We start from the raw sequence: 25,966 nt of genomic DNA on the forward strand, positions 1-25,966 counted from the left end.
GTCGCCACGGGGGCCGGGCGCGGGGCCTCGGTCACCGGTGCGGCAGGTGCGGGGGCAGGCGCCGGGCGTGCCGGTGCCTTGGGGGCGGGTGCGGCGGAGGCGCCGCCACCCACGGGGTAGGTGTCACGAAGCTTGCGCACGACCGGCGGCTCGATCGTCGAGGACGCCGAGCGGACGAACTCACCGAGCTCGTTCAGCTTGGTCATGATGGTCTTGCTGTCGACCCCGAGCTCTTTGGCGAGCTCGTAGACGCGGACCTTGGCCACATCTCTCCTGTCTCGGTCCGCCCGGACAGGGTCGGACCGTCGTTAGTGCTGGGTACTCATCGCTGGGTACTCATCGGTGCGTGCTCATCGGGCAGCCATCGGCTTCCAACCCGCTTTCCGTATCGACGATCGGCCTCGCCGCCGGGAACTACCCGACGACGTCCTGCTCCTGCTGCTCGAGGTGGCGGTGGACCGCGCTCGTGCCGGGCTGCCCTGCAACACGCAGGGCTCGCCCGAACGCACGCCGGCGTTCGGCCTTCTCGAGACATCCAGGATCGGGGTGCAGCCATGCCCCCCTGCCCGGCATCCGGCGACCGACGTCCACGACAATCTCGTTGTCCTGGTCGACGACCACCCTCAGCAGGGCTGACCTCGGGCCGGTGGCTCGGCACCCCACGCACGTGCGCACCGGACCCACGCCTGAGACATCGTTGAGTGTCTGAGGGGTCCGCCGGCTCGACGGGAGGAGCCGGACATCCGGCCCAGCCGCAGTCAGTCTACCGCGCCGAGGCACGGACGGCGTCACTCGTGAGGTCACTCACTGCCGTCCCCACCGTCGCGAGCCCCCTGCGAAGCGGTCTCGCGCTCCCCGGGGACCTCGGCGTCGGAGCGGATGTCGATGCGCCAGCCCGTCAGCTTCGCGGCAAGGCGGGCGTTCTGGCCCTCCTTGCCGATCGCGAGCGAGAGCTGGTAGTCCGGCACGACCACGCGGGCGGCACGCGCCTCGGCGTCGACGACCGTCACGGACAGCACGCGGGCGGGCGACAGCGCGTGCCCGATCATCTCCGCCGGGTCGTCCGAGTGATCGACGATGTCGATCTTCTCGCCGTGCAGCTCCGCCATGACGGCGCGCACGCGGCCGCCCATCGGGCCGATGCAGGCGCCCTTGGCGTTGACACCCGGGACGGTGGCGCGGACGGCCATCTTGGTGCGGTGGCCGGCCTCGCGCGCCATCGCCGTGATCTCGACGGTGCCGTCGGCGACCTCGGGCACCTCGAGCGCGAAGAGCTTGCGCACCAGGTTCGGGTGGGTGCGCGACAGCGTCACCTGCGGTCCGCGCTGCCCGCGGGCCACCTCGAGCACGTAGCCGCGGATCCGGTCGCCGTGCACGTACTCCTCGCCGGGCACCTGCTCGTGCGCGGGCAGGACGGCCTCGGTCCCGCCGACGTCGATGAGCACGGTGCGCGGGTCGCGGCCCTGCTGGATGACGCCGCCGAGGACCTCGCCCTCCTTGCCGCGGAACGCGCCGAGCACCTGGTCGTCCTCGGCGTCGCGCAGGCGCTGCACGATGACCTGCCGCGCCGTCGCGGTCGCGATGCGGCCGAACCCGTCCGGGGTGTCGTCGTACTCGGGGCCGTCGGGCCCCGGGGGCGGCATGATCCCCTCGGCGTCGGGCTCGCCCAGGGGCGCGGCCTCGCGCGCCCACACGGTGACGTGCCCGGTCTTGCGGTCGACCTCCACCCGCGCGCGCGACTGGGCGCCGGGCGTGCGGTGGTAGGCCGACAGCAGGGCCTGCTCGATCGCGGAGACCAGCACGTCGAGGCTGATCTCCCGCTCGCGCTCGAGCAGCCGCAGCGTGCTCATGTCGATGTCCATCTCAGCTCTCCTGTCCGGCTGCGGCGTCGCGGCCGGCCTCGTCGTCGTCCACAGGGCCGATGCCCGAGAGGTCCACCTCGACGTGCGCCTCGCGCACCCCGGCGAGGAGCACGCGGACCGGGTCACCCACCGTGGCCTTGCGGCCCTTGCGCCCGGGCGTGACCGGGACGACGACGATCGCGTCGCCCGCCGTCCCCTCGTCCGCCCGGTCCACCTCGGTCAGCCGACCCGCCAGCTTCGTGCCGTCCGACAGTGTCACCGTGACCATCCGGCCCACGGCCCGCGTGAAGTGGCGGCGCTCGGTGAGCGGGCGGTAGACCCCGGGGCTCATGACGTCCAGCGTGTACTCGCCGACGATGACGTCGGCCGCGTCGAGGGCGTCGGAGACCGCGCGGGTCGCCTCCGCCACGCGCTCGAGGTCCAGGTCGGTCTCGTCGTCCTCGGTCACGTCCACGACCACCTCGACGACCGAGCGGGACCCGGCCTTGCGGACGGTGACGTCCTCGAGCACGAGACCCTGTGCCACGACGGCGGGCTCCACGACGTGCCGGACCCGCTCTGCGTGCGCTGGCGCGACCATGTCAGCCTCCTGTCGGTCCAGCGGGTCGTCGGCGAGCGACGGTGCGACCCTGTGATGTTGTGGGTCCAGAGTAACGAGTCCGGGCGTGCCCGACGGCCGCGGCCCCGCGGCATGGCAGGATCACCGGCGATGAGCGCGCGACCGGACCCCGCAGACCCCCGGGATCTCGCGCGCCCGGGGCGCGGGATCGTCCGCGCGCTCGCCGCCGTGGTGATGGTTCTCACGCTCGCCGCGTGCGGTCTGCGGGCCGAGACACCGCCCCCGACCGAGCCCAGTCCCGACGCCGTCGAGCAGGTCCGCGCCCGCACCGTCGCCGACTCGCTCGCCCTCGCCGAGGCCGCGACGGCGGCCGCGCTGCTCCCCGACGGCGCCGTCGACCCCGTCGCGCCCGTGCTCGTCGACGTCACGTCGTTCTCCGGCCAGCACGCCGAGCAGCTCGGGGGCGTCTACGTCTCCGGCCTGCCGACGCCCACGGACTCCCCCTCGATCCCGCCGACGACCGCGTCCGCCACGGTGAGCGACGTGCTCGCGCTGCTCGGCACCGCGACCCGGACCGCGCTCGCCGACGCCGACGCCGTCACCGACGGACCGCTCGCGCGGCTGATCGCGTCCGTCGCGACCTCCCGCGGCGAGCTGGCCACTCGGCTCGCGCACGCCACGGGCGCCGAGGTGCCGTCGCTGGTCCCCGACGAGGCCACGTCCGACGCGGTCGCACCGACGCCGACCTCCTCCGGGACCGCCGACGCCACCGGCGCCGACGGCCTCGCCACGGACGAGCTCGGAGCCCTCGCGCTGGTCCACGACCAGGCCGGCTACGGGTTCGAGGTCATCGCCGCCAAGCTCTCGGGCGACCAGCGGACGGCGGCCCTCATCTCGGCGGACTCGCACCGCGAGCGCAGCGAGGACTGGGCGAGCGCCGCCGGCATCGACGGCTCGGCGCAGGACCCGCGCCGCGCGTCCTACACGCTCCCCGCGGGGCTCGACGACCCAGCCGTCGCGACCGCGCTCGCCCGCACCCTGGAGACGTCGGTGGCGGACGCCTACGCGAACGCCGTCGGGCAGGCCGCCCCCGGCGACCGCGCGACGCTGATCGCGGGCCTGCGCCGCGCGACGGACGACGCCACGCTCTGGGGCGCGACGCCGGTCCCGTTCCCGGGCCTCCCGGAGCGCGCCCAGCAACCCACCGGCTGACCTCACACCCACCGGACGTCCGAGCAGATGAGCGCTCCAGCAACCAGATGCTCGGACGTCGCGGTTCCCAGTGCCGGACGTCCGAGCAGATGAGCGCTATAGCACCCAGATGCTCGGACGTTGCGGGGTTGTCTACGCCGCGAGCAGGTCCGCGACCAGTGCCGCGACGCGGTCCGCCGCGTCGGTGACCGCGACCTGCTCGGTGGTGCCGCCGACGCGCGGGCGCACCTCGACGACCCCCTCGGCGAGCCCGCGGCCCACGACGACGACCAGCGGGACGCCCAGCAGCTCGGCGTCGGCGAACTTCACGCCGGGCGAGACCTTGCCGGGGCGGTCGTCGTAGAGCACCTCGACCCCGCGGGACGACAGCTCGACGGCCAGCGCCTCCGCGGCCTCGAAGACGGCCGGATCCTTGCCGGTGGCCACGACGTGCACGTGCGCCGGGGCGACGTGCGCCGGCCACGCCAGGCCGCGCTCGTCGTTGTTGGCCTCGGCGAGCGCGGCGAGCACGCGCGTGACACCGATGCCGTAGGAGCCCATGGTCACCACCTGCGCCTTGCCGTTCTGGTCGAGCACCGTCAGGCCGAGCGCCTGCGCATACTTGCGGCCCAGGGCGAAGATGTGGCCGATCTCGATGCCGCGCGCGAGCTCGAGCGGGCCCGAGCCGTCGGGCGCCGGGTCGCCCGCGCGCACCTCGGCGGCCTCGACCGTGCCGTCCGCGGTGAAGTCGCGGTCGGCGACGAGGTCGAACACGTGCCGACCGTGCTCGTTCGCGCCGGTGATCCACCGCGTCCCGGCCACGACCCGGGGGTCGAGCAGGTAGCGGACCGCGGTGCGCTCGGCGCCGTCGGCGACCGGCACGTTCGGCCCGACCGCCCCCGGACCGAGGTACCCGCGGACCAGCTCGGGGTGCGCGGCGAAGTCCGCGTCGCCGGCGGCCTCGACCTCGGCCGGGGCGACGGCGGCCTCGAGGCGCTTGAGGTCGACGTCGCGGTCGCCGGGCAGGCCGACGACGAGCAGCTCGCGCTCGCCGCTCGGGTGCACCAGCGCCAGCACGACGTTCTTGAGGGTGTCCGCCGCGGTCCAGGCCCGGTCGGGCCGCGCGAAGCGCTCGTTGGCGACCGCGACGAGGGTGTCGATCGTCGGGGTGTCCGGGGTGTCCTCGACGTGGGCCGCCGGGGCGTCGTCGAACGGCACCGCGTCGGGCACGACCGTCGTGACGGCCTCGACGTTGGCCGCGTACCCGCCGGGCGAGCGCACGAAGGTGTCCTCGCCGATCGCGGTCGGCGTGAGGAACTCCTCGGAGCGCGAGCCGCCCATGGCCCCCGACGTCGCGGCGACGATGACGTACTGGAGCCCGAGGCGGTCGAAGATGCGCTGGTAGGCGTCGCGCTGCGCCTGGTAGGACACCTCGAGGCCCGCGTCGTCCACGTCGAAGGAGTAGGCGTCCTTCATGATGAACTCGCGGCCGCGGATGAGCCCCGCGCGCGGGCGGGCCTCGTCGCGGTACTTCGTCTGGATCTGGTAGAGCGCGAGCGGCAGGTCCTTGTACGACGAGTACAGGTCCTTGACCAGCAGCGTGAACATCTCCTCGTGCGTCGGCGCGAGGAGGTAGTCACCGCCCTTGCGGTCCTTCAGCCGGAAGATGTTCGGCCCGTACTCGCTCCAGCGGCCCGTGGCCTCGTAGGGCTCCTTGGGCAGCAGCGCCGGGAAGTGGACCTCCTGCGCGCCGGCGGCGGCCATCTCCTCGCGGACCACCTGCTCCACCTTGGCCAGCACCCGCAGGCCGAGCGGCAGCCACGTGTAGATGCCGGGCGCGGCGCGGCGGATGTAGCCGGCGCGCACCAGGAGCCGGTGGCTGGCGACCTCGGCGTCGACCGGGTCCTCGCGCAGCGTGCGGAAGAAGAGCTGGGACAGGCGGATGAGCATGCACGGAGCCTAGTTCCCACGGCCGAGTGGCTCGCACGAGATTCCGGCGTAGGACACGATGGTGCCCGTGCCGGAGCTGCCCGAGGTCGAGGCGCTCGCGCAGTTCCTGCGCGGGCGGATGGTCGGTCACGCGGTGACCGAGGTGTCGGTCGGCGCGATCAGCGCGCTCAAGACGTTCCGGCCGGCGCCGGACGCGCTGGTCGGCGGCGTCGTCGTGGACGCGCAGCGGCACGGGAAGTGGCTGGACCTGATGGTCGCGACGCCGACGGGCGAGCCGCTGCACCTCGTCTGGCACCTGTCGCGCGCCGGCTGGGTGCGCTGGTCGGAGCAGGTGTCGACCAACCCCGTGCGGCCCGGCAAGTCGCCCCTCGCGCTGCGTGTGCGCATCGACGACGGTTCGGGCTTCGACCTCACCGAGGCCGGGACGCGCAAGCGGCTCGCCGTGCACGTCGTCGAGGACCCGTCGGACGTGCCGCAGATCGCGACGCTGGGCGTCGAGCCGCTGTCGGACGAGTTCACCGAGGACCGGCTGGCGGAGCTGCTCGCGGCGCGCAACCAGCAGGTCAAGGGCCTGCTGCGCGACCAGGGGACGATCGCCGGCATCGGCAACGCCTACTCCGACGAGATCCTGCTGGCCGCCCGGATGAGCCCGTTCGCGATGACGAAGTCGTTCGACGCGGACCGGACCCGCACGCTCTGGGAGGCGATCCGCGAGGTGCTCACCGGCGCGGTCGCCTCGGCGTCGGGAAAGCCCGCGGCGGAGCTCAAGGACGCCAAGCGCCGCGGGATGAAGGTGCACGGCCGCACGGGCCAGCCGTGCCCGGGCTGGGACGACGTGCCGTGCGGCGACACGGTGCACGAGGTGTCGTTCGCTGACTCGTCGCTGCAGTACTGCCCGACGTGCCAGACGGGCGGCAAGCCGCTGGCGGACCGCCGGATGTCCCGCCTCTTGCGCTGACGGTCAGAAGAGGACGGTCGCGTACGTCCCGACCTGACGGAAGCCCACCGCGCGGTAGGACGCCAGGGCGCGGGCGTTGTAGTTGTTCACGTACAGCGACACCAGCGGCGCGACCTCGCCGCGCGCGATCTGGACGACGGAGGCCATCCCGGACTCCGAGAGCCGCTCGCCGCGCCGGTCGGGCGCCACCCAGACCCCCTGCACCTGCGCCACTCCCCCGGCGACGGCGCCGAGCTCGGCCTTGAAGACGACGTTCCCGGCGGGGCGCCGCGCGAGACGCCGGTCCTCCACGACCGGCCCGACGGGGTCGATCCGGACGAACGAGCGGCCCTGCGCGATGAGGCCGTGCACCCGCGTCTCATACGGTCCGCCGGGCCCGCTGACCGGCGAGTAGCCGACCTCCTCGGTGAACATCCGCACGCACGCCGGCAGCACGACGTCGAACTCCTCGGGCCGCGACCGGCGCACGCGCGGGTCGGCCGCGATGAGCGGGGCGTGCTCGATGACCATCGACGGCTGGTCGTCGCGGACCTCGCGAGCGGCGGGCCAGAAGTACCGCAGTCGTCCCCACAGGCCGAGGACGGCGTCCGCGGGTCCGACGATCGAGGAGCAGCGCCTGCCCTGGCCGCGCGCGAGCACGGCGAACGCGTCGAGCGCGCGGCTCACGATGCGGGAGTCGTCGACCGGGACGACGGGGACCATGTTGGCGCCGGCGAAGCAGATGGCGAGGAGCTCGCCGTCCTCCTCGTAGCCCCAGAGCGCCCCACCCGCCGAGCGGAGGGACTTGCCGACTGCCTGTTCGAGCCGCGCCGTCGCGAGGACCGAGCCCACCGCATCCCTGGCGCACACGCCCAGAGCGCTCTGGAGGTCGACGTCCCCGAGGACGCGACCTCCGGCCCGACCGTCGAGCAGAGCAGCGCGGCGTTGCACCATGGGTAGATCCTGCACCACAGGTGTCCGCTTCACCCGGTCTCTGACGCGTCGATCGAGTGAACGTTGGGTGCGGGCACCCCTCAGCCGACGGTGACGACCGGTGACCCGTCGCCCGACTCGACGGGGTCCATGCTCTCCGCGAGGCGCATGGCCTCCTCGATGAGGGTCTCGACGATGAGCGCCTCCGGCACGGTCTTGATGACCTCACCGCGGACGAAGATCTGGCCCTTGCCGTTGCCCGACGCGACGCCGAGGTCGGCCTCGCGGGCCTCGCCGGGCCCGTTGACGACGCAACCCATGACGGCGACGCGCAGCGGGACCTCCATGCCCTCCAGGCCGGCGGTGACGCGCTCCGCGAGCGAGTACACGTCGACCTGGGCGCGTCCGCACGAGGGGCAGGACACGATCTCGAGCTTGCGGGGCCGCAGGTTGAGCGACTGCAGGATCTGGATCCCGACCTTGACCTCCTCGACCGGAGGGGCGGACAGGGAGACGCGGATGGTGTCGCCGATGCCCTTGCTCAGCAGCGCCCCGAAGGCCGTGGCGGACTTGATGGTCCCCTGGAACGCCGGGCCGGCCTCGGTCACGCCGAGGTGCAGCGGCCAGTCGCCGCGCTCGGAGAGCAGCTCGTAGGCGCGCACCATGATGACCGGGTCGTTGTGCTTGACCGAGATCTTGAAGTCGCGGAAGCCGTGCTCCTCGAAGAGCGACGCCTCCCAGACGGCCGACTCGACGAGCGCCTCCGGAGTGGCCTTGCCGTACTTGGCCAGCAGGCGCGGGTCCAGCGAGCCGGCGTTCACGCCGATCCGGATCGAGCAGCCGGCGTCGGTCGCCGCCTGCGCGATCTCCTTGACCTGGTCGTCGAACTTCCGGATGTTGCCCGGGTTGACCCGGACGGCCGCGCAGCCGGCGTCGATGGCCTTGAAGACGTACTTCGGCTGGAAGTGGATGTCCGCGATCACCGGGATCTGCGACTTGTGCGCGATCGCCGGGAGCGCGTCAGCGTCGTCCTGGGTGGGGACCGCGACGCGCACGATGTCGCAGCCCGCAGCCGTCAGCTCCGCGATCTGCTGCAGCGTCGAGTTGATGTCGGTGGTCTGCGTCGTGCACATCGACTGGACGCTGACCGGGGCGTCCCCGCCGACCTCGACCTTGCCGACCTTGATCTTGCGGGTCTTGCGCCGCGGGGCCAGTACCAGGGGGGGCGCCTCCGGCATGCCGAGGCTGATCGGGATGCTCACGCCGCCATCATCGCACCCGGCACGTCACGCGCCTGCCCCCGGGGGTCCGGTGTGCACGAGATCACCCCAGGGCCCACACCGATCAGATCTGCACCGGGTTGACGATGTCGGCGTACACGAGCAGCAGCCCGACCGCGCCGAGCACCACGAAGACCGAGTACGCGAGCGGCACCAGCTTGGCCGAGTCGAACGGGCCCGGGCGCGGCAGGCCGCGCAGGCGGGCGACCTGGCGCCGGCCACCCTCCCAGAGCGCGGCGGCGACGTGCCCGCCGTCGAGCGGCGGCAGCGGGATGAGGTTGAAGACGAAGAGCGCGATGTTCAGGGCCGCCAGCATCTGCAGCAGCGACGCGGCCTTGATCTCCCAGTCGATGCCGTCGCTCGCCGCGATCTCGCCGGCGAACCGGCCGATGCCGACCACGCCGACCACGCTGTTGACGTCGCGCGGGGTGTCGTTCACCTCCGCCTGGACCAGGTCGACCACCCGGGCAGGCAGCGTCGCGACCACGGTGATCGTCTGCCACGTGGTGCTGGCGACGACGCCCGGGACGGTGAGCACGGACTGCGGCTGCAGCTCGCTCTTCGGGGAGACCCCGAGGAAGCCGACCTGCTGCGTCACGGGGTTGCCGTCCGCGTCGACGACCATCTCGTCGTTCTCGTCGAACGTGGGACGGTCCGCGACGACCGGCGTGACCGTGAGGTCCACGGTCGCACCGTCCCGCTCGACGACGACGGGCACCGACTCCGTGCCGGTGCTCCTGATCAGCGCCGCGAGCTGGTCCCACGACTCGATCGCGGTGCCGTCGTAGGACACGACCGTGTCACCGGGCTTCAGGCCGGCCGCGGCGCCGGGCGCGGCCTCGTCGGAGGACGTGCAGCCGCGCGTCTGGTCGGCGCTGGCCGGGATCACGCACTGCGAGACGGACTCGAGAGTGGTGCTCGCGCCGGGCAGGCCGAAGCCGACGAGCACGATGCCCATGAGGACGAACGCGATCAGCAGGTTCATGACCGGTCCGCCGAGCATCACGACCAGCTTCTTCGGCGTGGACAGGTGGTAGAAGGCGCGGGAGTCCTCGCCGGGGCGGATCTCCTCGGCGCTGGCCTGACGGGCGTCGCGCGCGAGCCGCCCGGGCCACGACTTCGCGGGCGGGTTGCCCACGGCGGCGTCGGGCGGGTACATACCGACCAGGCGCACGTAGCCGCCCAGCGGGATCGCCTTGAGACCGTACTCCGTCTCCCCCTTGGTGCGGGACCAGAGCGTCGGGCCGAAGCCGACCATGTAGTGGCTCACCCGCACGCCGAACTTCTTGGCGGGCACCATGTGGCCGACCTCGTGGAGCCCGATGGACAACAGCAGGACCACCACAACGATCAGCACGCCGATCAGGTATGCCATCTACCCCTCCGTCACCAGTCCGCACGTCGCCTGGGCGCGTCCGGGGGCGGGTCCACCGACGGCCCGCGGCACCATCCTCTCCCGGCTCCCTGGGAGCGGGCTGAACGCGTGCCCAGGTCACCCGATCGGACCTGCACGGCGCCGCTGTCGGAGCCGTCGGATTCCGTCGCGCCGATGCTTCCCGAACCACGAGATCCGCATTAGCGTCCCCCTATGACCACTGTTTCCACCCCCGTCTCCCCGCTCGAGCAGCGGCGCGTTCTCCGCACCGCGATCCCGGGACCCCTCTCGATCGCGCTCGGCGAGCGCCGTCGGGCGGCGGTGGCCGGGGGCGTGTCGTCGACGCTGCCGGTCTACGTCTCCCGGGCGGCGGGGGCGGTCATCGAGGACGTGGACGGCAACGTGCTGGTCGACCTCGGCTCGGGCATCGCGGTCACGTCCGTCGGCGCGAGCGCGCCCGAGGTCGCCGCGGCGGTCGCGGCCCAGGCCGCCGACTTCACGCACACCTGCTTCATGATCAGCCCGTACGAGGAGTACGTGGCGGTCTGCGAGGGCCTGGCGCGCGTCACGCCGGGCGACCACGACAAGCGGTCGATGCTGGTGAACTCCGGCGCCGAGGCCGTCGAGAACGCCGTCAAGATCGCCCGCCGCGTGACCGGCCGGCCCGCCGTGCTCGTCCTCGACCACGCGTACCACGGCCGCACCAACCTGACGATGGCGATGACCGCGCGGGCCATGCCGTACAAGACCGGGTTCGGCCCGTTCGCGGGCGAGGTGTACCGCGTCCCGGCCTCCTACCCGGTGCGCGACCCCGCGGGCATGACCGGCGAGCAGGCGGCCGCGCGCGCGATCGACGTCGCGGAGCGGCAGGTGGGCGCCGACCAGGTGGCCGCGATCGTGGTCGAGCCGATCCTCGGCGAGGGCGGGTTCGTCGTGCCCGCGCCGGGGTTCCTGCCGGCGCTCGCCGCGTGGGCGAAGGAACGCGGGATCGTGTTCGTCGCCGACGAGGTGCAGACCGGGTTCGCGCGCACCGGGGCGATGTTCGCGAGCGACCACGAGGGCGTCGTGCCGGACCTGATCGCGCTGGCCAAGGGCATCGCCGGCGGGCTGCCGCTCGGCGCCGTCACCGGCCGCGCCGAGCTGCTGGACGCGGTGCACCCGGGCGGGCTCGGCGGCACCTTCGGAGGCAACCCCATCGCCTGCGCGGCCGCGCTGGCATCCCTCGAGATCTACGAGCGCGACGACCTGGCGGGGGCAGCCCGGGCCATCGAGGCGGCCGCGCTGCCCCGGCTCACGGCGGCGTTCGCCGACGTGCCCGCGGTGGCCGAGGTGCGCGGCCGGGGCGCGATGCTCGCGCTCGAGCTGGTCCGGCCGGGCACGCTCGAGCCCGACAAGGCCGCCGCGCAGAAGGTCGCCGCCGCCTGCGCCGCCCAGGGCGTGCTGGTGCTGACCTGCGGCACGTGGGGCAACGTCCTGCGCCTGCTCCCGCCGCTGGTCATCGGGCTCGACCTGCTCGACGAGGCGCTGACCGTCCTCGAGGACGCGGTCCGGTCCCTCTAGGCGGAGGGCTCGCGCTCCTCCAGGCCCCACGGCGAGCCGTAGCCCTCGGGCTTCGGTGCGGCCAGCAGCTCGAGGAACGGGACCGCGTCGAACGCCTCCGGCCCGAGCACGCCGGCGCCGGACCACGTGCCGGCCGCCAGCAGCTCGAGCGCGACCACGGGGTTGACGGCCGTCTGCCACACGACGCACTGCGCGCCGTACTCGGCCATGGACCACGCGTTGTCGACCAGGTGGTAGAGGTAGACCTCGCGCGGGGCGCCGTCCGTGCCGGTGCCCGTGACCAGCAGGCCGGCGCACGTCGAGCCGGTCATGCGCGGGCCGATGGTCGCCGGGTCGGGCAGTGCCGCGGCGACGACGTCACGCGGGCTGACCGCGACACCGCGCACGGTGACCGGCTCGGTCCGGTCGAGGCCCAGGCGGTGCAGCGTCTGCAGCACGCCGATGAACTCCTCGCCCAGGCCGTACTTGAACGTCACCTTCCGGGCGTCCACCCACCGGGGCATCAGGAGCACCTCCTCGTGCTCCACGTGCACGCACTCGACGTCACCGATGGGGTCGGGGAACCGGAACACCTCCGGCTCGTGGAACGGCGCGACCGTAAACCAGCCGTCCTCCAGCCCGGAGCCCGCCTCGGCCCGGTCGGCCGACCAGATCACCGGCGGGTTGAGGCACTCCTCGATCGTCGTCCAGATGGAGAACGACGGGGCGAAGATCGGCTCGCCGTCGTCGCCGCGCACCTCGAGGTTGGCGCCGTCCCGCACGCCGAGCTCGTCGATCGCGCTGAACAGGTGGTCCGCCGCGTACCGCGCGAACACGTCCGACAGGCCCGGCTCCACGCCGATGCCGACGAGTGCGAGCTGCCCGGCGTCCGCCCAGTCGGCGGCCTGCGCGAACTGCTCGTCGCCCAGCTTCACGCCCGGCAGCTCGTACGGGCGTTCCGGGTGAGCGTGCGAGAGCGACATCGCCATGTCGAGGTAGTGGGCACCGGCGGCGCGCACGCCCTCGAAGATCGGCAGCACGAACCTCGGGTCGACGGCGTTGAGCACGTGCGTCGCGCCGTGCTCCCGGACCAGCGCCTCCACCGCGCTCGCGCTCGAGGCGTCGACGACCGCCGCGACGAACCTGCCGCCCACGACGTCGTGCGCGCTCGCCGCCTCGACCGTGCGCTGCGACCGCCCGAGGTCCACGTCGGCCACCACGAGCCGCTCGAAGAACCGCCGACGTGCCGCGATCCGGGCGACCGCGTCGCCCACGCCACCAGAACCGACCACCAGGATCCGCACGAGAACTGCCTCCGACCTCACCGTGCCCGGAGCCGCTTGCTCCGCGCGTAGCCGAGCACCTGGACCAGGACCACGATCACGAGGGCCAGGACGAACATGAACGAGCTGATGACGTTGGCCTGCGGAGGGATGCCGCGGGTCGCGCTCACGTAGACGAACTTCGGGAACGTCGTGTACGCGCCCGACGCGAAGTTGGTGACGATGAAGTCGTCGAAGCTGAGGCTGAATGCGAGCAGGGCAGCGGCGGCGATGCCCGGCAGCAGGAGCGGGAACGTCACGCGCCAGAACGCCTGCCACGGCGAGGCGTACAGGTCGGCCGCGGCCTCCTCGAGCGCGGGGTCGAGGCTCGACACCCGGGCCTTCACGGTCACCACGACGAAGCTGATGCAGAACATCACGTGCGCCGCGACGACGGTGCCGAACCCGAGCGGCACGCGCACCGAGAGGAACTGGGCCAGCAGGGCCGCGCCGAGCACGACCTCGGGCGTGGACATCGGCAGGAAGATGAGGAGGTTGGTCAGGGAGCGCCCGCGGAAGCGGAACCGGACCAGCGCGATGGCCACGAGCGTGCCGAGCGCCGTCGCGACGAGCGTCGAGACCAGCCCGACCTGCAGCGAGTTGGCGAACGCCTCGCACACCTGGGGCGCGCCGCAGGGGTTCTGCCAGTTGTCCAGCGTGAAGCCGCGCCACACGAGGTTGGTCTTGCCGGCGTCGTTGAACGAGAACGCGACCGTGTAGGCCACCGGGACCAGCAGGTACACGAAGGCGAGCGCCGCGAAGATCGGCACGATCATGTCCCCGAGCCGGCGACGCGGCGTGCGACGCGCGGGGGCGACGGCCCTCGGTGCCGTCGTCGCCGAGACGGGCTCGAGCACCGCCGTCACAGCAGGTCCTCGGTCCCGGCGCGCCGGATGTACGCGCCGACCAGCAGCAGGATCGCCACCATGAGCACGACCGACAAAGACGCGGCGGTCGGGTAGTCGAGCACCTTGAAGAACCGCGCGTCGATGACCTGACCGACCATCGTCGTGTTCGTGTTGTTGCCGAGCAGCGAGGCGTTCACGTAGTCGCCCGCCGCCGGGATGAACGTGAGCAGCGTGCCGGCGACGACCCCGGGCATCGACAACGGCCAGGTGACCGTGCGGAACGTGGTGGTCGGCGAGGCGTACAGGTCCGCGCCCGCCTCGAGCAGCCGGGAGTCGAGCCGCTCCAGCGCCGCGAAGATCGGCAGCACCATGAACGGCAGGAAGTTGTACGTCAGGCCGCAGACCACGGCGAACGGCGTCGCGGTGAGCCGGGCGTCCGGGGGAAGCAGGTGCAGGAAGTGCAGGACCGCGACCACGAGCGAGTCGTCGGCCAGGATCTGCTTCCACGCGATCGTCCGCAGGATGAAGCTGGTGAAGAACGGCGCCACGACGAGCACGAGCAGGAGGCCCTGCAGCAGCTTGCGCCCCCGCGCCCGGACCGCGATCACGTAGGCCATCGGGTAGCCGATCACCAACGCGGCGCCCGTGGCCAGGAGCGCGAACCAGAAGGAGCGCAGGATCGTCGGCCAGAACTGGGCGATGGCGTCGACGTAGTTCTGCCAGTGGAACGCGGGCTGGTACTGACCGACGTCGCCGCCGGGCACCGGGACGTACAGCGACGTCGCCAGCAGCGCACCGACCGGCACGACGAAGAAGAGCACCAGGTACAGCAGCCCCGGGCCGAGCAGGACGAGGTGGGCGCGCTGCGCGGTGCGGCGGGGCGGCGGCGCGTCCGGGCCGCTGGCGACGCTGTCGCCCAACGCGGCTGCGATGCTCACGGCTCGTCGTCCAGGTCGACCGTGCCCTCGTCGGCGGCCTGCGCGCCGTCCAGGCCGAACGTGAAGTCGACGGCCCAGGCGAGGCGCACGGACGAGCCCACCGTGACGGTGGCACCGCCGAGGAGGTTCTGCGCGAAGACCCCGAACGTGCCCATCCCGGGGACCTCGACCTGGTACTGCGTGCTGACGCCCATGAACGACACGTCGGTGACGATCCCGGGCCCGAGGACGTTCTCCTCGCTTCCGGGGTCCTGGTCGTCGACGAGCAGCCGCATCTTCTCGGGCCGGGCGCCGACGAGCACGGCACCCTCGGTGCTCACGGCCCGGGACTCGGGCACGAGGATGCGCGTGCCGCCGACGTCCACCCCGAGCAGGCCGCGCTTCGTCAGCCGCTCGGTGACGGTCCCGGCGACCAGGTTGGACTGCCCGAGGAAGTTGGCCACGAAGGCGGTGCGCGGCAGCTCGTAGAGATCGGCCGGCGAGCCCATCTGCTCGATCCGGCCGTGGTTCATCACCGCGACCGTGTCGGCCATCGTCATGGCCTCCTCCTGGTCGTGCGTGACGTGCACGAACGTGAGCCCGACCTCGGTCTGGATGCGCTTGAGCTCGAGCTGCATCTGCCGGCGGAGCTTCAGGTCGAGCGCGCCGAGCGGCTCGTCGAGGAGCAGGAGCGACGGGCGGTTCACCAGGGCGCGAGCGAGCGCGACGCGCTGCTGCTGGCCGCCGGAGAGCTGGGCCGGCTTGCGGTCGGCGAGGTGGCCCAGCTCGACCAGGTCCAGGCCGTCGGCCACGCGCTTCGCGATGCCGTCGGCGCGCGAGCGCTTGAGCCCGAACGCCACGTTCTCCCCCACGGTCAGGTGCGGGAACAGCGCGTAGCTCTGGAACACGGTGTTCACCGGTCGCTGGTGCGCCCGCGTGCCGGTGACGTCCCGGCCGCCGATCGACAGGGTGCCCGCGCTCGGTTGCTCGAGACCGGCCACCATCCGCAGGGTCGTCGTCTTGCCGCAGCCCGACGGGCCGAGCAGGGCGAAGAACGACCCCGAGGGCACGGTGAGCGTGAGGTCGTCCACCGCGACGAACGAGCCGAACTCCTTGGTGACGCCCACGATCTCGAGCGCGGCGCCCCCCGAGGCCGCCGTGGCGTCCGCCACGGCATCGGTCGACGTGCTGGTCATGCGCCGATCACGGTGAGGAACTCGCCGTTGTAGCGCTCCTCCTCGTCGGGCGTCAGCGTCCGGAACACGCTGACCTTGGACAGGATCTCCTCGGTCGGGAAGATGTAGGGGTTCTCCGCGAGGTCCGGGTCGATCTTCTCCATCTCCTCGCGGGCACCCTCGACGGGGGTGATGTAGTTGACCCATGCCGCGACCTGCGCCGCGACCGCCGGGTCGTAGTAGTAGTTCATGAGGTCCTCGGCGTTGCCCAGGTGCGGCGAGCCGACGGGCACCATCAGGTTGTCGCTCCACAGCGTGCCGCCGGCCTCGGGGATGGCGAACTCGAACTTGTCGTCCGCCTCGTAGTTGAGCGACGTGATGTCGCCCGACCAGCCGATGACCGCGATCGCGTCGCCCGACGCCAGGTCCTGCGTGTACGCGTTGCCGCGGACCTGGCGGATGTGGCCGGAGTCGATCTTGCCCTTGAGGATCTCGAGCGCGCCGTAGAAGTCGTCGTCGCTCCAGTCGCCCGACGGGTCGACGCCCTGGTCGAGCATGATGATGCCCATCGTGTCGCGCATCTCCGAGAGGACCTCGACGCGCCCCGCCAGCTCGGGCGCCCACAGGTCGCTCAGCGTGTGCACCCCGCTCGGCACCTTCTCCTTGTCCCACGCGAAGCCCGCGAAGCCCGACTGCCACGTGAGCGAGTGCTTGCGGCCCGGGTCGAAGTCGACGTTCGCCAGGTTGGGCAGGATGTTGGCGGCGTTCGGGATCCGCTCCTTGTCCAGCTCCTGGGTGTAGCCGAGCCGGATCATCCGCGCCGCCATCCAGTCGGTCAGCGTGACGATGTCGTACCCGATGTCCTGGCCGTTCTTCAGCTGGCCCGAGACCTTGCCGTAGAACGAGTCGTTGTCGTCGATGTCCTCGGCGTACGTGGCCTTGAGTCCGCTCTGCTTCTCGAACTCGACGAGCGTCGGGTAGGCCGTGCCGTCCTCGTCCTGGTCGAGGTACTGCGTCCAGTTCGCCCAGCGGACGACCTTGTCGCTGCCCGAGACGTCCTTGGCCGTCTCCGTGGTCCCGGAGGGCGAGCCGGTGCCGCAGGCCGCCAGCAGCGCCCCGGCGCCCGCCGTGCCCAGGGCACCGATGAGGAACGATCGCCGCGACAGGTTGGCCCGTTGCGCCTGGGCGACGAGAGCGCGCACGCGCGGGTCGGCCGGGGCGGGTCGGCGGAGGGGGCTCATGAGGCTCCTAGGGTGCCGGAGGGGGCCGCCGGTGACGGCGGTCGGTGGATCTTCGCAAACAGACAGCCGTCCAGCAAGGAATCCGTCGTGGAAACACCCGTCCGCAACGAAAATGTTGCACGGATGGAACATGCGGATCCTGTATCCGTCGACTTACGCGTCGAAAGCCGACATGACGTGCTTGATCCGGGTGTAGTCCTCGAAGCCGTACATCGAGAGGTCCTTGCCGTAGCCCGAGTGCTTGAAGCCGCCGTGGGGCATCTCCGCGACGAACGGGATGTGGGTGTTGATCCAGACCACGCCGAAGTCGAGCGCGCGGGACATCCGCAGCGCCCGGCCGTGGTTCTGCGTCCACACCGAGCTCGACAGCCCGTAGCGCACGCCGTTGGCCAGCGCGATCGCCTCGTCCTCGTCGGTGAACGTCTGGACGGTGATGACCGGGCCGAAGATCTCGTCCTGCACGGCCTCGTCGTCCTGGCGCAGGCCGTCGACGACCGTGGCCTCGACGAAGTAGCCCGCGTCACCCACGCGGTGGCCGCCGGCCACGATCGACGCGTGGTCGGGGAGCCGGTCGAGGAAGCCCGTGACGCGCTCGAGCTGGAGGGCGTTGTTGACCGGGCCGAACGCGACGTCCGGATCGTCCGGCATCCCCGTCCGCTGGCCCTTGGCCGCCTCGGCGAGGGCCGCGACGAAGTCGGCGCGCACCGACGCGTGCACCAGCACGCGCGTGGCGGCCGTGCAGTCCTGACCGGCGTTGTAGTAGCCGGCGCCGGCGATGCCCTCGGCGGCCGCGGCGAGGTCCGCGTCGGCGAACACGATCACCGGGGCCTTGCCGCCGAGCTCGAGGTGCACGCGCTTGACGTTGGCCGCGGCGGCCTCGGCCACCTGGGAGCCGGCGCGGACCGAACCGGTGATGGCCACCATGTCGGGGCGCTGGTGGGAGACGAGGGCGCGACCGGTGTCGCGGTCGCCGCAGATCACGTTGAGGACGCCCGGGGGAAGCACCTCGGCCGCGACCTGCCCGAGCAGCAGCGTCGAGGCCGGCGTCGTGTCGGACGGCTTGAGCACGATCGTGTTGCCCGCCGCGAGCGCCGGGGCGATCTTCCAGATGGCCATCATCAGCGGGTAGTTCCACGGGGTGACCTGGCCGACGACGCCGACCGGCTCCCGGCGCACCCATGACGTGTGGCCGGCCATGTACTCCCCCGCGCTGAGCCCGTCGAGCACGCGCGCGGCGCCGGCGAAGAAGCGCAGCTGGTCCACGCACGGCGGCACCTCGTCCGTGGCGGTCAGGTGCAGCGGCTTGCCGGTGTTGCGCGACTCGACCGCGACGAACTCGTCGGCCCGCGCCTCGACGGCGTCGGCCAGCCGCAGGAGCGCGAGCTGGCGCTCGGCGGGCGTCGTGCGGCCCCACGTCGTGAACGCCTCCGAGGCCGCGCCGTACGCGGCGTCGACGTCCTCGGCCCCCGAGAGGGGCGCGCGGGCGTACTCCACCCCGGTCGAGGGGTCGATGACGGACGTCGTGCGGCCGTCCGCGGCGGGGCGCTGCGCGCCACCGATCACGTTCCGCAGCTCGAGCGTCTGGTCGGGGGCCTGGCTCACGGGAGTCTCCTCACAGTCGGTGGGCCGCACGCTACGCCGCAACGGGTCCGCGCGGGAGGTCTGGACGGGGCATTCGGCCAATCGGAGGGGCACGGACGCCGAAATCAGAAGTTCACACGGCCTGTCGCAACGGATTCCTTGCATTGAGGCGCCCGGCCGACCACCATCGGCGGGTGGGCACACGCAGACCAGCACCGGGGCACCCGGCACTCGACGACGTCTCGAAGGCGATCGTCGAACAGCTCCAGGAGGACGGACGGCGCCCCTACGCCGCCATCGGCAAGGCGATCGGCCTGTCGGAGGCCGCCGTCCGGCAGCGCGTGCAGCGCCTGACCGACTCGGGCGTCATGCAGATCGTCGCCGTCACGGACCCCCTGCAGGTCGGGTTCACGCGGCAGGCGATGATCGGGCTGAAGTGCGAGGGCGACCTGTCCGTCGTCGCGGACGCGCTGGCGGAGCTGCCCGAGGTGGACTACGTCGTCATCACCGCCGGGGGCTTCGACCTGCTCTGCGAGATCGTGTGCGAGGACGACGACCACCTGCTCGAGGTCCTCAACCAGAAGATCCGTTCGCTCCCCGGCGTCCGGACCACCGAGACGTTCGTGTACCTGCGGCTGCGCAAGCAGCTCTACAACTGGGGGACCCGATGAGCACCACACCTCGCGGCACCGACCGTTCCGAGGCTGCCAGGTCCCACCTCTGGGGCCACTTCACCCGGCAGAGCGCCTGGGACCACGGCGTCCCGACGATCGTGCGCGGCGAGGGCCACCACATCTGGGACGACCAGGGCCGCAAGTACATCGACGGGCTCTCGGGACTCTTCGTCGTGCAGGCCGGGCACGGCCGGGCCGAGCTGGCCGAGGCCGCACGGGTCCAGGCCGAGCAGCTCGCGTTCTTCCCGCTGTGGTCGTACGCCCACCCGCAGGCCATCGACCTCGCGGAGCGCCTGGCCGCCTACGCGCCCGGCACCCTGAACCACGTCTTCTTCACCACGGGCGGCGGCGAGGCCGTCGAGACCGCCTGGAAACTGGCCAAGAACTACTTCAAGCTCACCGGCAAGCCCAACAAGTACAAGGTGATCTCGCGCGCGATCGCCTACCACGGCACGCCGCACGGGGCCTTGTCGATCACCGGTCTGCCGGCGCTCAAGGAGCAGTTCGAGCCGCTGGTCCCCGGCGCGCACAAGGTGCCGAACACCAACGAGTACCGCGCGCCGGAGCACCTGCGCGGCGACCCGAAGGCGTTCGGGCGCTGGGCCGCCGACCGCATCGGCGAGGCCATCGAGATGGAGGGGCCCGACTCCGTCGCGGCCGTGTTCCTCGAGCCCGTCCAGAACGCCGGCGGCTGCTTCCCGCCGCCGCCCGGGTACTTCGAGCGGGTCCGCGAGATCTGCGACCAGTACGACGTCCTGCTGGTCTCCGACGAGGTCATCTGCGCGTTCGGGCGCATCGGCTCGATGTTCGCGTGCGACGACTTCGGGTACGTCCCGGACATGATCACGTGCGCGAAGGGGTTGACCTCGGGCTACTCCCCCATCGGGGCGCTCATCGCTTCGGACCGCTTGTACGAGCCGTTCGCCAAGGGCAACGCGTCGTTCGCGCACGGCTACACGTTCGGCGGGCACCCCGTGTCCGCGGCCGTCGCCAACGCCAACCTCGACCTCTTCGAGCGCGAGGGCCTGAACCAGCACGTCAAGGAGTCCGCACCCGCCTTCCGGCGTTCGCTGGAGGGCCTGCTCGACCTGCCGATCGTCGGCGACGTCCGCGGCGAGGGGTTTTTCTACGGGATTGAGCTGGTCAAGGACAAGGCCACCCGCGAGACGTTCGACGACGACGAGAGCGAGCGTCTGCTGCGCGGGTTCCTGTCCGGGGCCCTGTACGACGCCGGCCTGTACTGCCGGGCCGACGACCGCGGCGACCCGGTCATCCAGCTCGCGCCGCCGCTGACGTGCGGGCAGGCCGAGTTCGACGAGATCACCGGCATCCTGCGGGGCGTGCTGACCGAGGCGTGGGCGCGCCTGTGACGGCTCCCCTCTCGCTCTGGTTCGACCAGCTCGACGACCTCGACCCCCTGGACCCGCTCGACGGGGACGCGCAGGCCGACGTCGTCATCGTGGGCGCGGGGCTGACGGGGCTGTGGACCGCGTACTACCTGCTCGAGGCGGACCCGTCGCTGGACGTGCTCGTGGTCGAGGCGCAGGTCGCGGGGTTCGGGGCGAGCGGGCGCAACGGCGGCTGGTGCTCCGCGCTGCTGCCGGTGTCCGGCGACGAGCTCGCCCGCGCGCACGGGCACGACGCCGCCGCCGCGATGCGCGCGGCGATGCGCGACACCGTGGTCGAGGTGGGCGGCGTGGCCGCGGCCGAGCAGATCGACTGCGGCTTCGCCTTCGGCGGCACCGTCACGCTCGCGCGCAACGGGCCGCAGCTCGAGCGCGTCGCATCGGATGTGGCGACGGACGCGCGGTGGGGCGACGAGTCCCACCTCCTCGACCCCGACGGCGTCGCGGAGCACGTGCGCGCGGCGGGAGTGGTCGGCGGTTCGTACACGCCCGACTGCGCGCGCATCCAGCCCCTCCGACTGGTCCGGGGGCTGCTCGAGGTGGTGCTGTCCCGCGGCGCCCGCGTGGCCGAGGGCACGCGCGCCCTGCGCCTCTCGCCGCGGGCGGTCGTCACGGACCACGGCATCGTGCGCGCCCGGTTCGTGGTGCGGGCGACCGAGGCCTGGAGCGCCCACCTGCCGGGCTCTCGTCGCGACGTCGCGCCGGTGTACTCGCACATGATCGCTACCGAGCCGTTGCCGCCCGAGGTCTGGGCCGAGATCGGGCTCTCCCGCGCGCAGACGTTCACCGACGCCCGGCACCTCATCGTCTACGGCCAGCGGACCACCGACGACCGGCTCGCCTTCGGGGGCCGCGGCGCCCCGTACCACCTGGGCTCGTCGATCCTGCCCGCGTACGACCGGACCGGGTCCACCGCGGCGCACCTGCACCGCGAGCTGGTCGACCTGTTCCCCGTCCTCGACCGCGCGGAGATCACGCACCACTGGGGCGGCCCGCTCGGCGTGCACCGCGACTGGCAGCCGTCGGTCGGGCTCGACCCCGACACGGGGATCGGCTGGGCCGGCGGGTACGTGGGGGACGGCGTCGCGCTGACCAACCTGGCCGGCCGGACGCTGGCCGACCTGATCAGCGGCGCGGACAGCCCGCTCGTCCGGCTGCCGTGGGTCGACCACCGGTCCCCCGCCTGGGAGCCCGAGCCGGTGCGGTGGGCCGGCATCACCGCGACCCGTCGCGCCACGGTGTGGGCGGACCGCACGGAGACCCGGACCGGCCGCCCGAGCCGCCTCGGCGGCCTGCTCCACCAGGTGCTCGGCCACTGAGGCCGCGCGAGTCCGCGGCCGCCGGGCCCGGGAATGCGAAGGATCGGGCCGTTCTTCGACCGGATCCGTCGAAATCCCTCAGGCCCGCGCCAGGAGCTCGTGCGCCCGGGCCCGCGCCCACGTCTCCGCCGCGAGGACGGCGTCCAGGGTCAGCGCGTCCGGTGCGGTGCCGTCGTGCTCGCCCAGCACCCGCTCGACCGTCGACACGATGTCGAGGAAGCCGATGCGCCCGGCGAGGAACGCCTCGACGCACTCCTCGTTCGCCGCGTTGTAGACCGCCGGGTGGGTGGCTGACGCGGCGACGGTCTCGCGCGCGAGCCGCACCGCGCCGAAGACCTCCTCGTCCAGGGGCTCGAACGTCCACGCGGTCGCCTGCGTCCAGTCGCACGGCGGCGCGACGTCCGCGACGCGGTCCGGCCACGACAGCCCGAGCGCGATCGGCAGCCGCATGTCGGGTGGCGACGCCTGCGCGAGGGTCGACCCGTCGACGAACTCGACCATCGAGTGCACGACCGACTGCGGGTGCACGACGACGGTGATGTCTTCGACCGGGACGTCGAAGAGCAGGTGCGCCTCGATGAGCTCGAGGCCCTTGTTCATGAGGGTCGAGGAGTTGATCGTCACGACCGGTCCCATCGACCACGTCGGGTGCGCGAGCGCCTGCTGCGGGGTCACGGCCTTGATGTCGTCGTGCGACCAGCCGCGGAACGGGCCACCGGACGCCGTGAGGATCAGCCGCCGCACCTCGGGGTGCGTCCCACCGCGGAGCGCCTGCGCGATCGCGGAGTGCTCCGAGTCCACCGGCACGATCTGGTCCGGCCGCTGCCGCGCGGCGTGCACGAGCCGCCCGCCGACGACGAGCGACTCCTTGTTGGCCAGCGCGAGCGTGCTGCCGGCGCGCAGGGCCGCGAGCGTCGGGCCCAGCCCGACCGAGCCGGTGACCCCGTTGAGCACCACGTCGGCGCCGCGGCCGGCCAGGTCGGTCGACGCGTCCGGGCCGACGAGGACCTCGACACCCGGGAGCGCGTCGCGCAGCGGACCCTCGGCGCGCGGATCCGCGACGGCGACCACGGGCACGCCGAGCTCACGCGCCTGCCGGGCGAGCAGGTCGACGTCCCCGCCACCCGCGGACAGGCCGACGACGGAGAACCGGTCCGGGTTGCGGGTGATGACGTCGACGGCCTGGGTGCCGATCGATCCGGTGGACCCGAGGAGGACGACGCTGCGCTGTGTCACGGTGCCCATCTTCGTGCATCGCCCGTGGCAGGATCGCCGCATGCCCGCTCCCGCGACGCCCCAGGGCTCGTCGACCCGCCTGCTCGTGCTGGGGTGCGTACGGATCTTCCAGCCCGTGCACGGCTACTTCCTGCGCCGCGAGCTGGTCAGCTGGGAGGTCGACCGGTGGGCGCACGTGCACCCGGGGTCGATCTACAACGCGCTCAAGTCGCTGACCCGGGCGGGCCTCCTCGAGGAGGTGGGCGTGGTGGCCGAGGGCCCGCGACCGCCGCGGACGACGTACCGGCTGACCGCGGCCGGCGAGGACGAGTTCCTCTCGCTGGTCCGCACGGGCCTGCTCACGGTCGACGATCCGACGCTGTTCCTCACCGCGGTCAACATGGCGTTCGCGCTGCCCCGGGACGAGGTCGTCCGCGCCGTCGAGACGCGGGTGCGACTCCTGGAGGACCTGCTGTCCTCGCTGGCCACGCAGATCGAGGAGATCCTCGGGGCGAAGGACACCCCCGACACGGCGACCGAGGTGGCCCGGCTGATCACCGCCCGGACCCGCGGCGAGCTCGAGTGGGCGGCGGGCTATCTCGACCGCGTGCGCGGCGGCGCGTACGCGTTCCAGGGCGAGCCGCCGCTGTGGAACCCGACCCCGGAACAGCTCGAGGTCGCCCGCGCGGCGGGCGTCGGCCCGTGGGTCGTCTACGCGATGACCGACGAAGACACGTAATAGTCAAGGTTGACGAGTAATAGATCATCTTGAATACTGGGGTCTTCATCCGAAGGAGACCCCGCATGATCCATGCCCGCGGCCTGGCCCGCACCTACAAGACCCGCCGAGGGGACGTCGACGCCGTGCGCGGTGTCGACCTCGACGTCGAGGCCGGCGAGATCGTCGGCTTCCTCGGCCCCAACGGCGCCGGGAAGACCACCACCCTGCGCATGCTCACCACCCTGCTGCGCCCGACGCGCGGCGAGGCGACCGTGGCCGGCGCCGACCTTCGTCGCGACCCCGGCGCCGTCCGCCGCCGCATCGGGTACGTCGCGCAGTCCGGCTCGACGTCGGGCGAGGCCCGCGCCGGCGAGGAGGTCATCGACCACGCGCTGCTCTACGGCGTCGAGCGCACGGTCGCCGCCGCCCGCGGCCGCGAGCTGTTCGACCAGCTCGAGCTCGACGGCCTCTGGGACCGCAAGTGCTCGTCGCTGTCCGGCGGCCAGCGCCGCCGCCTCGACATCGCGATGGGCCTGATCCACACCCCGCGGCTCGTGTTCCTCGACGAGCCGACCACGGGCCTCGACCCCCAGGCGCGCGCGAACCTTTGGACGCACGTGCGTGGGCTGCGCGACGAGCGCGGCAGCACCGTGTTCCTCACCACGCACTACCTCGACGAGGCCGACGCCCTGTGCGACCGGATCCTCGTCATCGACCACGGCACGATCGTGGCCCAGGGCTCGCCCGAGGAGCTCAAGCAGCGGGTCAGCGGCGACGCCGTCCTGCTCAGCGCGTCCCAGCCCGCCGACGTCGCCCGCATCGCGGCGATCGCCGCCCAGCTGCCCGGAGCGGACGCACCCACCGTCGACGGCTCGCTGGTCGAGGTCCGCGTCCCGCAGGGCCGCACCCTGATCTCGGGCCTGCTCCGGTCCCTGGACGCCGAGGGACTCGAGCTCGACGGGGTCGAGCTGCGCCGGCCGACCCTCGACGACGTCTTCCTCACCCTGACGGGCCGCTCCCTGCGCGACGGCGAGAGCTCGCAGCAGACCACCACCGACGGAGCCGCAGCATGACCGCCATCGCCACCACCCCCACGTTCACCGACGAGCAGAGCGGCCGGAATACGTTCGTCCGCGACACCCTGACCGTGTTCCGGCGCGCCATGCGGATCTCGCTGCGCAATCCCGTCTGGTCCGTCATGGGGCTCCTGCAGCCGGTGCTCTACCTGTCGTTGTTCGGCCCGCTGCTCGAGCCGCTCGCCCCCCAGCTGGGCGCCACCAACGCGTACCAGCTGTTCGTGCCGGGCCTGCTCGTGCAGCTCGGCATGTTCGGCGCGCTCTTCGTCGGCTTCGGACTCATCGGCGAGTGGCGCGACGGCGTCATCGAGGCCGAGCGGGTCAGCCCCGCACCGCGATCCGCGCTCGTGCTCGGTCGGGTGCTGCGCGACGTGATCGTCGTCGCCGTGCAGGGCGTCGTGCTCGTGTCGGTCGCGTTCCTGTTCGGGCTCGAGGCGCCGTTCTGGGGCATCGTGCTCGGCATCGTCACCGCGGCTCTGCTGGCCGCGGCCTTCGCGTCGGCGTCCTACGCGGTCGCGCTCACGCTCAAGAGCGAGGACGCGCTGGCCCCGCTCATGAACGGCGTCGCGCTGCCGCTGCTCCTGCTGTCCGGCATCCTGCTGCCGATCACCGCGGCCTCCGCGCCGGCGTGGCTCAACACGCTGTCCAACCTCAACCCGATCAAGCACGTGGTCTCGGGCATCCGCGCCCAGTTCAACGGCGACATCGGCACGCCCACCGCCCTGTGGGGCTCCGTCCTGACCATCGTGCTCGCCGGGCTCGGCCTCTGGTTCGGCGCCCGCACGTTCAAGCGCGAGGACGGCTGACGTCCCCAGGAACGACAACGGCCGCGTCCCCTCGTCGGG

At 72.6% G+C, this 25,966-nt stretch carries 24 protein-coding genes; 9 read left to right on the forward strand and 15 right to left on the reverse strand.

Annotation, left to right across the window (positions count from 1 at the left end; translation table 11 throughout):
* From AC1DT4_RS12170 to AC1DT4_RS12185, 4 genes are all read right to left on the reverse strand, one after another.
* Positions 1 to 266: translation initiation factor IF-2 N-terminal domain-containing protein (locus AC1DT4_RS12170; RefSeq protein ID WP_477090055.1), on the reverse strand; the 266-nt coding region annotated here is incomplete at its 3' end.
* Positions 267 to 414: 148 nt separating this feature from the next.
* Entirely contained in the window at positions 415 to 804 is a 390-nt protein-coding gene (locus tag AC1DT4_RS12175) for a YlxR family protein (protein WP_477090056.1), read from the reverse strand.
* Entirely contained in the window at positions 801 to 1,862 is a 1,062-nt protein-coding gene (gene nusA / locus AC1DT4_RS12180; protein ID WP_477090057.1) for a transcription termination factor NusA, read from the reverse strand. Before nusA ends, AC1DT4_RS12175 begins: the two co-directional genes overlap by 4 nt.
* A 1-nt stretch (position 1,863) precedes the next feature.
* Complete coding sequence (locus AC1DT4_RS12185; RefSeq protein WP_477090058.1) at positions 1,864 to 2,442, reverse strand: ribosome maturation factor RimP; 579 nt, start codon at positions 2,440 to 2,442, stop codon at positions 1,864 to 1,866.
* Between the two features lie 129 nt (positions 2,443 to 2,571).
* Between AC1DT4_RS12185 and AC1DT4_RS12190 the strand changes: the two genes are divergently transcribed.
* Entirely contained in the window at positions 2,572 to 3,633 is a 1,062-nt protein-coding gene (locus AC1DT4_RS12190) for a DUF4439 domain-containing protein (RefSeq protein WP_477090059.1), read from the forward strand.
* A 132-nt stretch (positions 3,634 to 3,765) separates the two neighbouring features.
* Here AC1DT4_RS12190 and AC1DT4_RS12195 read toward each other — a convergent pair whose 3' ends face one another.
* Positions 3,766 to 5,562 (reverse strand): proline--tRNA ligase, encoded by a 1,797-nt coding sequence (locus AC1DT4_RS12195; protein WP_477090060.1) that lies wholly within the window; start codon positions 5,560 to 5,562, stop codon positions 3,766 to 3,768.
* Between the two features lie 67 nt (positions 5,563 to 5,629).
* Between AC1DT4_RS12195 and AC1DT4_RS12200 the strand changes: the two genes are divergently transcribed.
* A complete protein-coding gene (locus AC1DT4_RS12200) occupies positions 5,630 to 6,520 on the forward strand; it encodes an Fpg/Nei family DNA glycosylase (RefSeq protein WP_477090061.1) in 891 nt (296 codons plus the stop codon).
* Positions 6,521 to 6,523: 3 nt separating this feature from the next.
* On the opposite strand, the gene AC1DT4_RS12205 is transcribed toward AC1DT4_RS12200, so the two are convergent.
* The 3 genes from AC1DT4_RS12205 to AC1DT4_RS12215 form a co-directional block, all read right to left on the reverse strand.
* Entirely contained in the window at positions 6,524 to 7,453 is a 930-nt protein-coding gene (locus AC1DT4_RS12205; protein ID WP_477090062.1) for a GNAT family N-acetyltransferase, read from the reverse strand.
* Between the two features lie 80 nt (positions 7,454 to 7,533).
* Complete coding sequence (ispG, locus tag AC1DT4_RS12210) at positions 7,534 to 8,670, reverse strand: flavodoxin-dependent (E)-4-hydroxy-3-methylbut-2-enyl-diphosphate synthase (RefSeq protein WP_477090137.1); 1,137 nt, start codon at positions 8,668 to 8,670, stop codon at positions 7,534 to 7,536.
* A 106-nt stretch (positions 8,671 to 8,776) separates the two neighbouring features.
* Positions 8,777 to 10,087: a M50 family metallopeptidase gene (locus AC1DT4_RS12215; protein ID WP_477090063.1), complete on the reverse strand. Its 1,311-nt coding sequence runs from the start codon at positions 10,085 to 10,087 to the stop codon at positions 8,777 to 8,779.
* A 213-nt stretch (positions 10,088 to 10,300) separates the two neighbouring features.
* Here AC1DT4_RS12215 and gabT point away from each other — a divergent pair, with 213 nt between their 5' ends.
* On the forward strand, positions 10,301 to 11,647 hold the full coding sequence (gene gabT, locus AC1DT4_RS12220) for a 4-aminobutyrate--2-oxoglutarate transaminase (protein WP_477090064.1): 1,347 nt from the start codon (positions 10,301 to 10,303) through the stop codon (positions 11,645 to 11,647).
* Here the strand turns inward: gabT and AC1DT4_RS12225 are convergent.
* The 6 genes from AC1DT4_RS12225 to AC1DT4_RS12250 all read right to left on the reverse strand — a co-directional run bounded on the left by AC1DT4_RS12225 (position 11,644) and on the right by AC1DT4_RS12250 (position 18,731).
* Positions 11,644 to 12,930 (reverse strand): saccharopine dehydrogenase family protein, encoded by a 1,287-nt coding sequence (locus AC1DT4_RS12225; protein ID WP_477090065.1) that lies wholly within the window; start codon positions 12,928 to 12,930, stop codon positions 11,644 to 11,646. The genes gabT and AC1DT4_RS12225 overlap by 4 nt on opposite strands.
* Positions 12,931 to 12,947: 17 nt before the next feature.
* Positions 12,948 to 13,724, reverse strand: coding sequence for an ABC transporter permease (locus AC1DT4_RS12230; RefSeq protein ID WP_477090138.1), 777 nt, complete (start codon positions 13,722 to 13,724; stop codon positions 12,948 to 12,950).
* Between the two features lie 86 nt (positions 13,725 to 13,810).
* Positions 13,811 to 14,734 carry an ABC transporter permease gene (locus AC1DT4_RS12235; RefSeq protein ID WP_477090066.1) on the reverse strand — a complete coding sequence of 308 codons (924 nt, stop codon included), beginning with the start codon at positions 14,732 to 14,734 and terminating at the stop codon, positions 13,811 to 13,813.
* The gene (locus AC1DT4_RS12240) at positions 14,731 to 15,909 is read right to left on the reverse strand and encodes an ABC transporter ATP-binding protein (RefSeq protein WP_477090067.1); all 1,179 of its coding nucleotides are present in this window, start codon (positions 15,907 to 15,909) and stop codon (positions 14,731 to 14,733) included. The genes AC1DT4_RS12235 and AC1DT4_RS12240 overlap by 4 nt, the downstream gene beginning before the upstream one ends.
* Positions 15,906 to 17,129, reverse strand: coding sequence for an ABC transporter substrate-binding protein (locus AC1DT4_RS12245; protein WP_477090068.1), 1,224 nt, complete (start codon positions 17,127 to 17,129; stop codon positions 15,906 to 15,908). Before AC1DT4_RS12245 ends, AC1DT4_RS12240 begins: the two co-directional genes overlap by 4 nt.
* 153 nt (positions 17,130 to 17,282) lie before the next feature.
* Positions 17,283 to 18,731: a gamma-aminobutyraldehyde dehydrogenase gene (locus AC1DT4_RS12250; protein WP_477090069.1), complete on the reverse strand. Its 1,449-nt coding sequence runs from the start codon at positions 18,729 to 18,731 to the stop codon at positions 17,283 to 17,285.
* A gap of 173 nt (positions 18,732 to 18,904) precedes the next feature.
* On the opposite strand from AC1DT4_RS12250, the gene AC1DT4_RS12255 reads away from it, so the two are divergent.
* From AC1DT4_RS12255 to AC1DT4_RS12265, 3 genes are read left to right on the forward strand one after another with little or no spacing between them, the layout of a single operon-like run.
* Complete coding sequence (locus tag AC1DT4_RS12255; RefSeq protein WP_477090070.1) at positions 18,905 to 19,381, forward strand: Lrp/AsnC family transcriptional regulator; 477 nt, start codon at positions 18,905 to 18,907, stop codon at positions 19,379 to 19,381.
* Positions 19,378 to 20,754: an aspartate aminotransferase family protein gene (locus tag AC1DT4_RS12260; RefSeq protein ID WP_477090071.1), complete on the forward strand. Its 1,377-nt coding sequence runs from the start codon at positions 19,378 to 19,380 to the stop codon at positions 20,752 to 20,754. The genes AC1DT4_RS12255 and AC1DT4_RS12260 overlap by 4 nt, the downstream gene beginning before the upstream one ends.
* Positions 20,751 to 22,109 carry an NAD(P)/FAD-dependent oxidoreductase gene (locus AC1DT4_RS12265; RefSeq protein WP_477090072.1) on the forward strand — a complete coding sequence of 453 codons (1,359 nt, stop codon included), beginning with the start codon at positions 20,751 to 20,753 and terminating at the stop codon, positions 22,107 to 22,109. Before AC1DT4_RS12260 ends, AC1DT4_RS12265 begins: the two co-directional genes overlap by 4 nt.
* Positions 22,110 to 22,187: 78 nt before the next feature.
* On the opposite strand, the gene dxr is transcribed toward AC1DT4_RS12265, so the two are convergent.
* Positions 22,188 to 23,354: a 1-deoxy-D-xylulose-5-phosphate reductoisomerase gene (gene dxr / locus AC1DT4_RS12270; RefSeq protein WP_477090073.1), complete on the reverse strand. Its 1,167-nt coding sequence runs from the start codon at positions 23,352 to 23,354 to the stop codon at positions 22,188 to 22,190.
* A 31-nt stretch (positions 23,355 to 23,385) separates the two neighbouring features.
* Between dxr and AC1DT4_RS12275 the strand changes: the two genes are divergently transcribed.
* The 3 genes from AC1DT4_RS12275 to AC1DT4_RS12285 all read left to right on the forward strand — a co-directional run bounded on the left by AC1DT4_RS12275 (position 23,386) and on the right by AC1DT4_RS12285 (position 25,927).
* Complete coding sequence (locus tag AC1DT4_RS12275) at positions 23,386 to 24,063, forward strand: PadR family transcriptional regulator (protein ID WP_477090074.1); 678 nt, start codon at positions 23,386 to 23,388, stop codon at positions 24,061 to 24,063.
* Positions 24,064 to 24,128: 65 nt separating this feature from the next.
* Positions 24,129 to 25,118: an ATP-binding cassette domain-containing protein gene (locus AC1DT4_RS12280; RefSeq protein ID WP_477090075.1), complete on the forward strand. Its 990-nt coding sequence runs from the start codon at positions 24,129 to 24,131 to the stop codon at positions 25,116 to 25,118.
* Positions 25,115 to 25,927 carry an ABC transporter permease gene (locus AC1DT4_RS12285; RefSeq protein WP_477090076.1) on the forward strand — a complete coding sequence of 271 codons (813 nt, stop codon included), beginning with the start codon at positions 25,115 to 25,117 and terminating at the stop codon, positions 25,925 to 25,927. Before AC1DT4_RS12280 ends, AC1DT4_RS12285 begins: the two co-directional genes overlap by 4 nt.
* Positions 25,928 to 25,966: the final 39 nt, after the last annotated feature.

It is taken from the genome of Cellulomonas sp. P4_D11 (assembly GCF_056401915.1).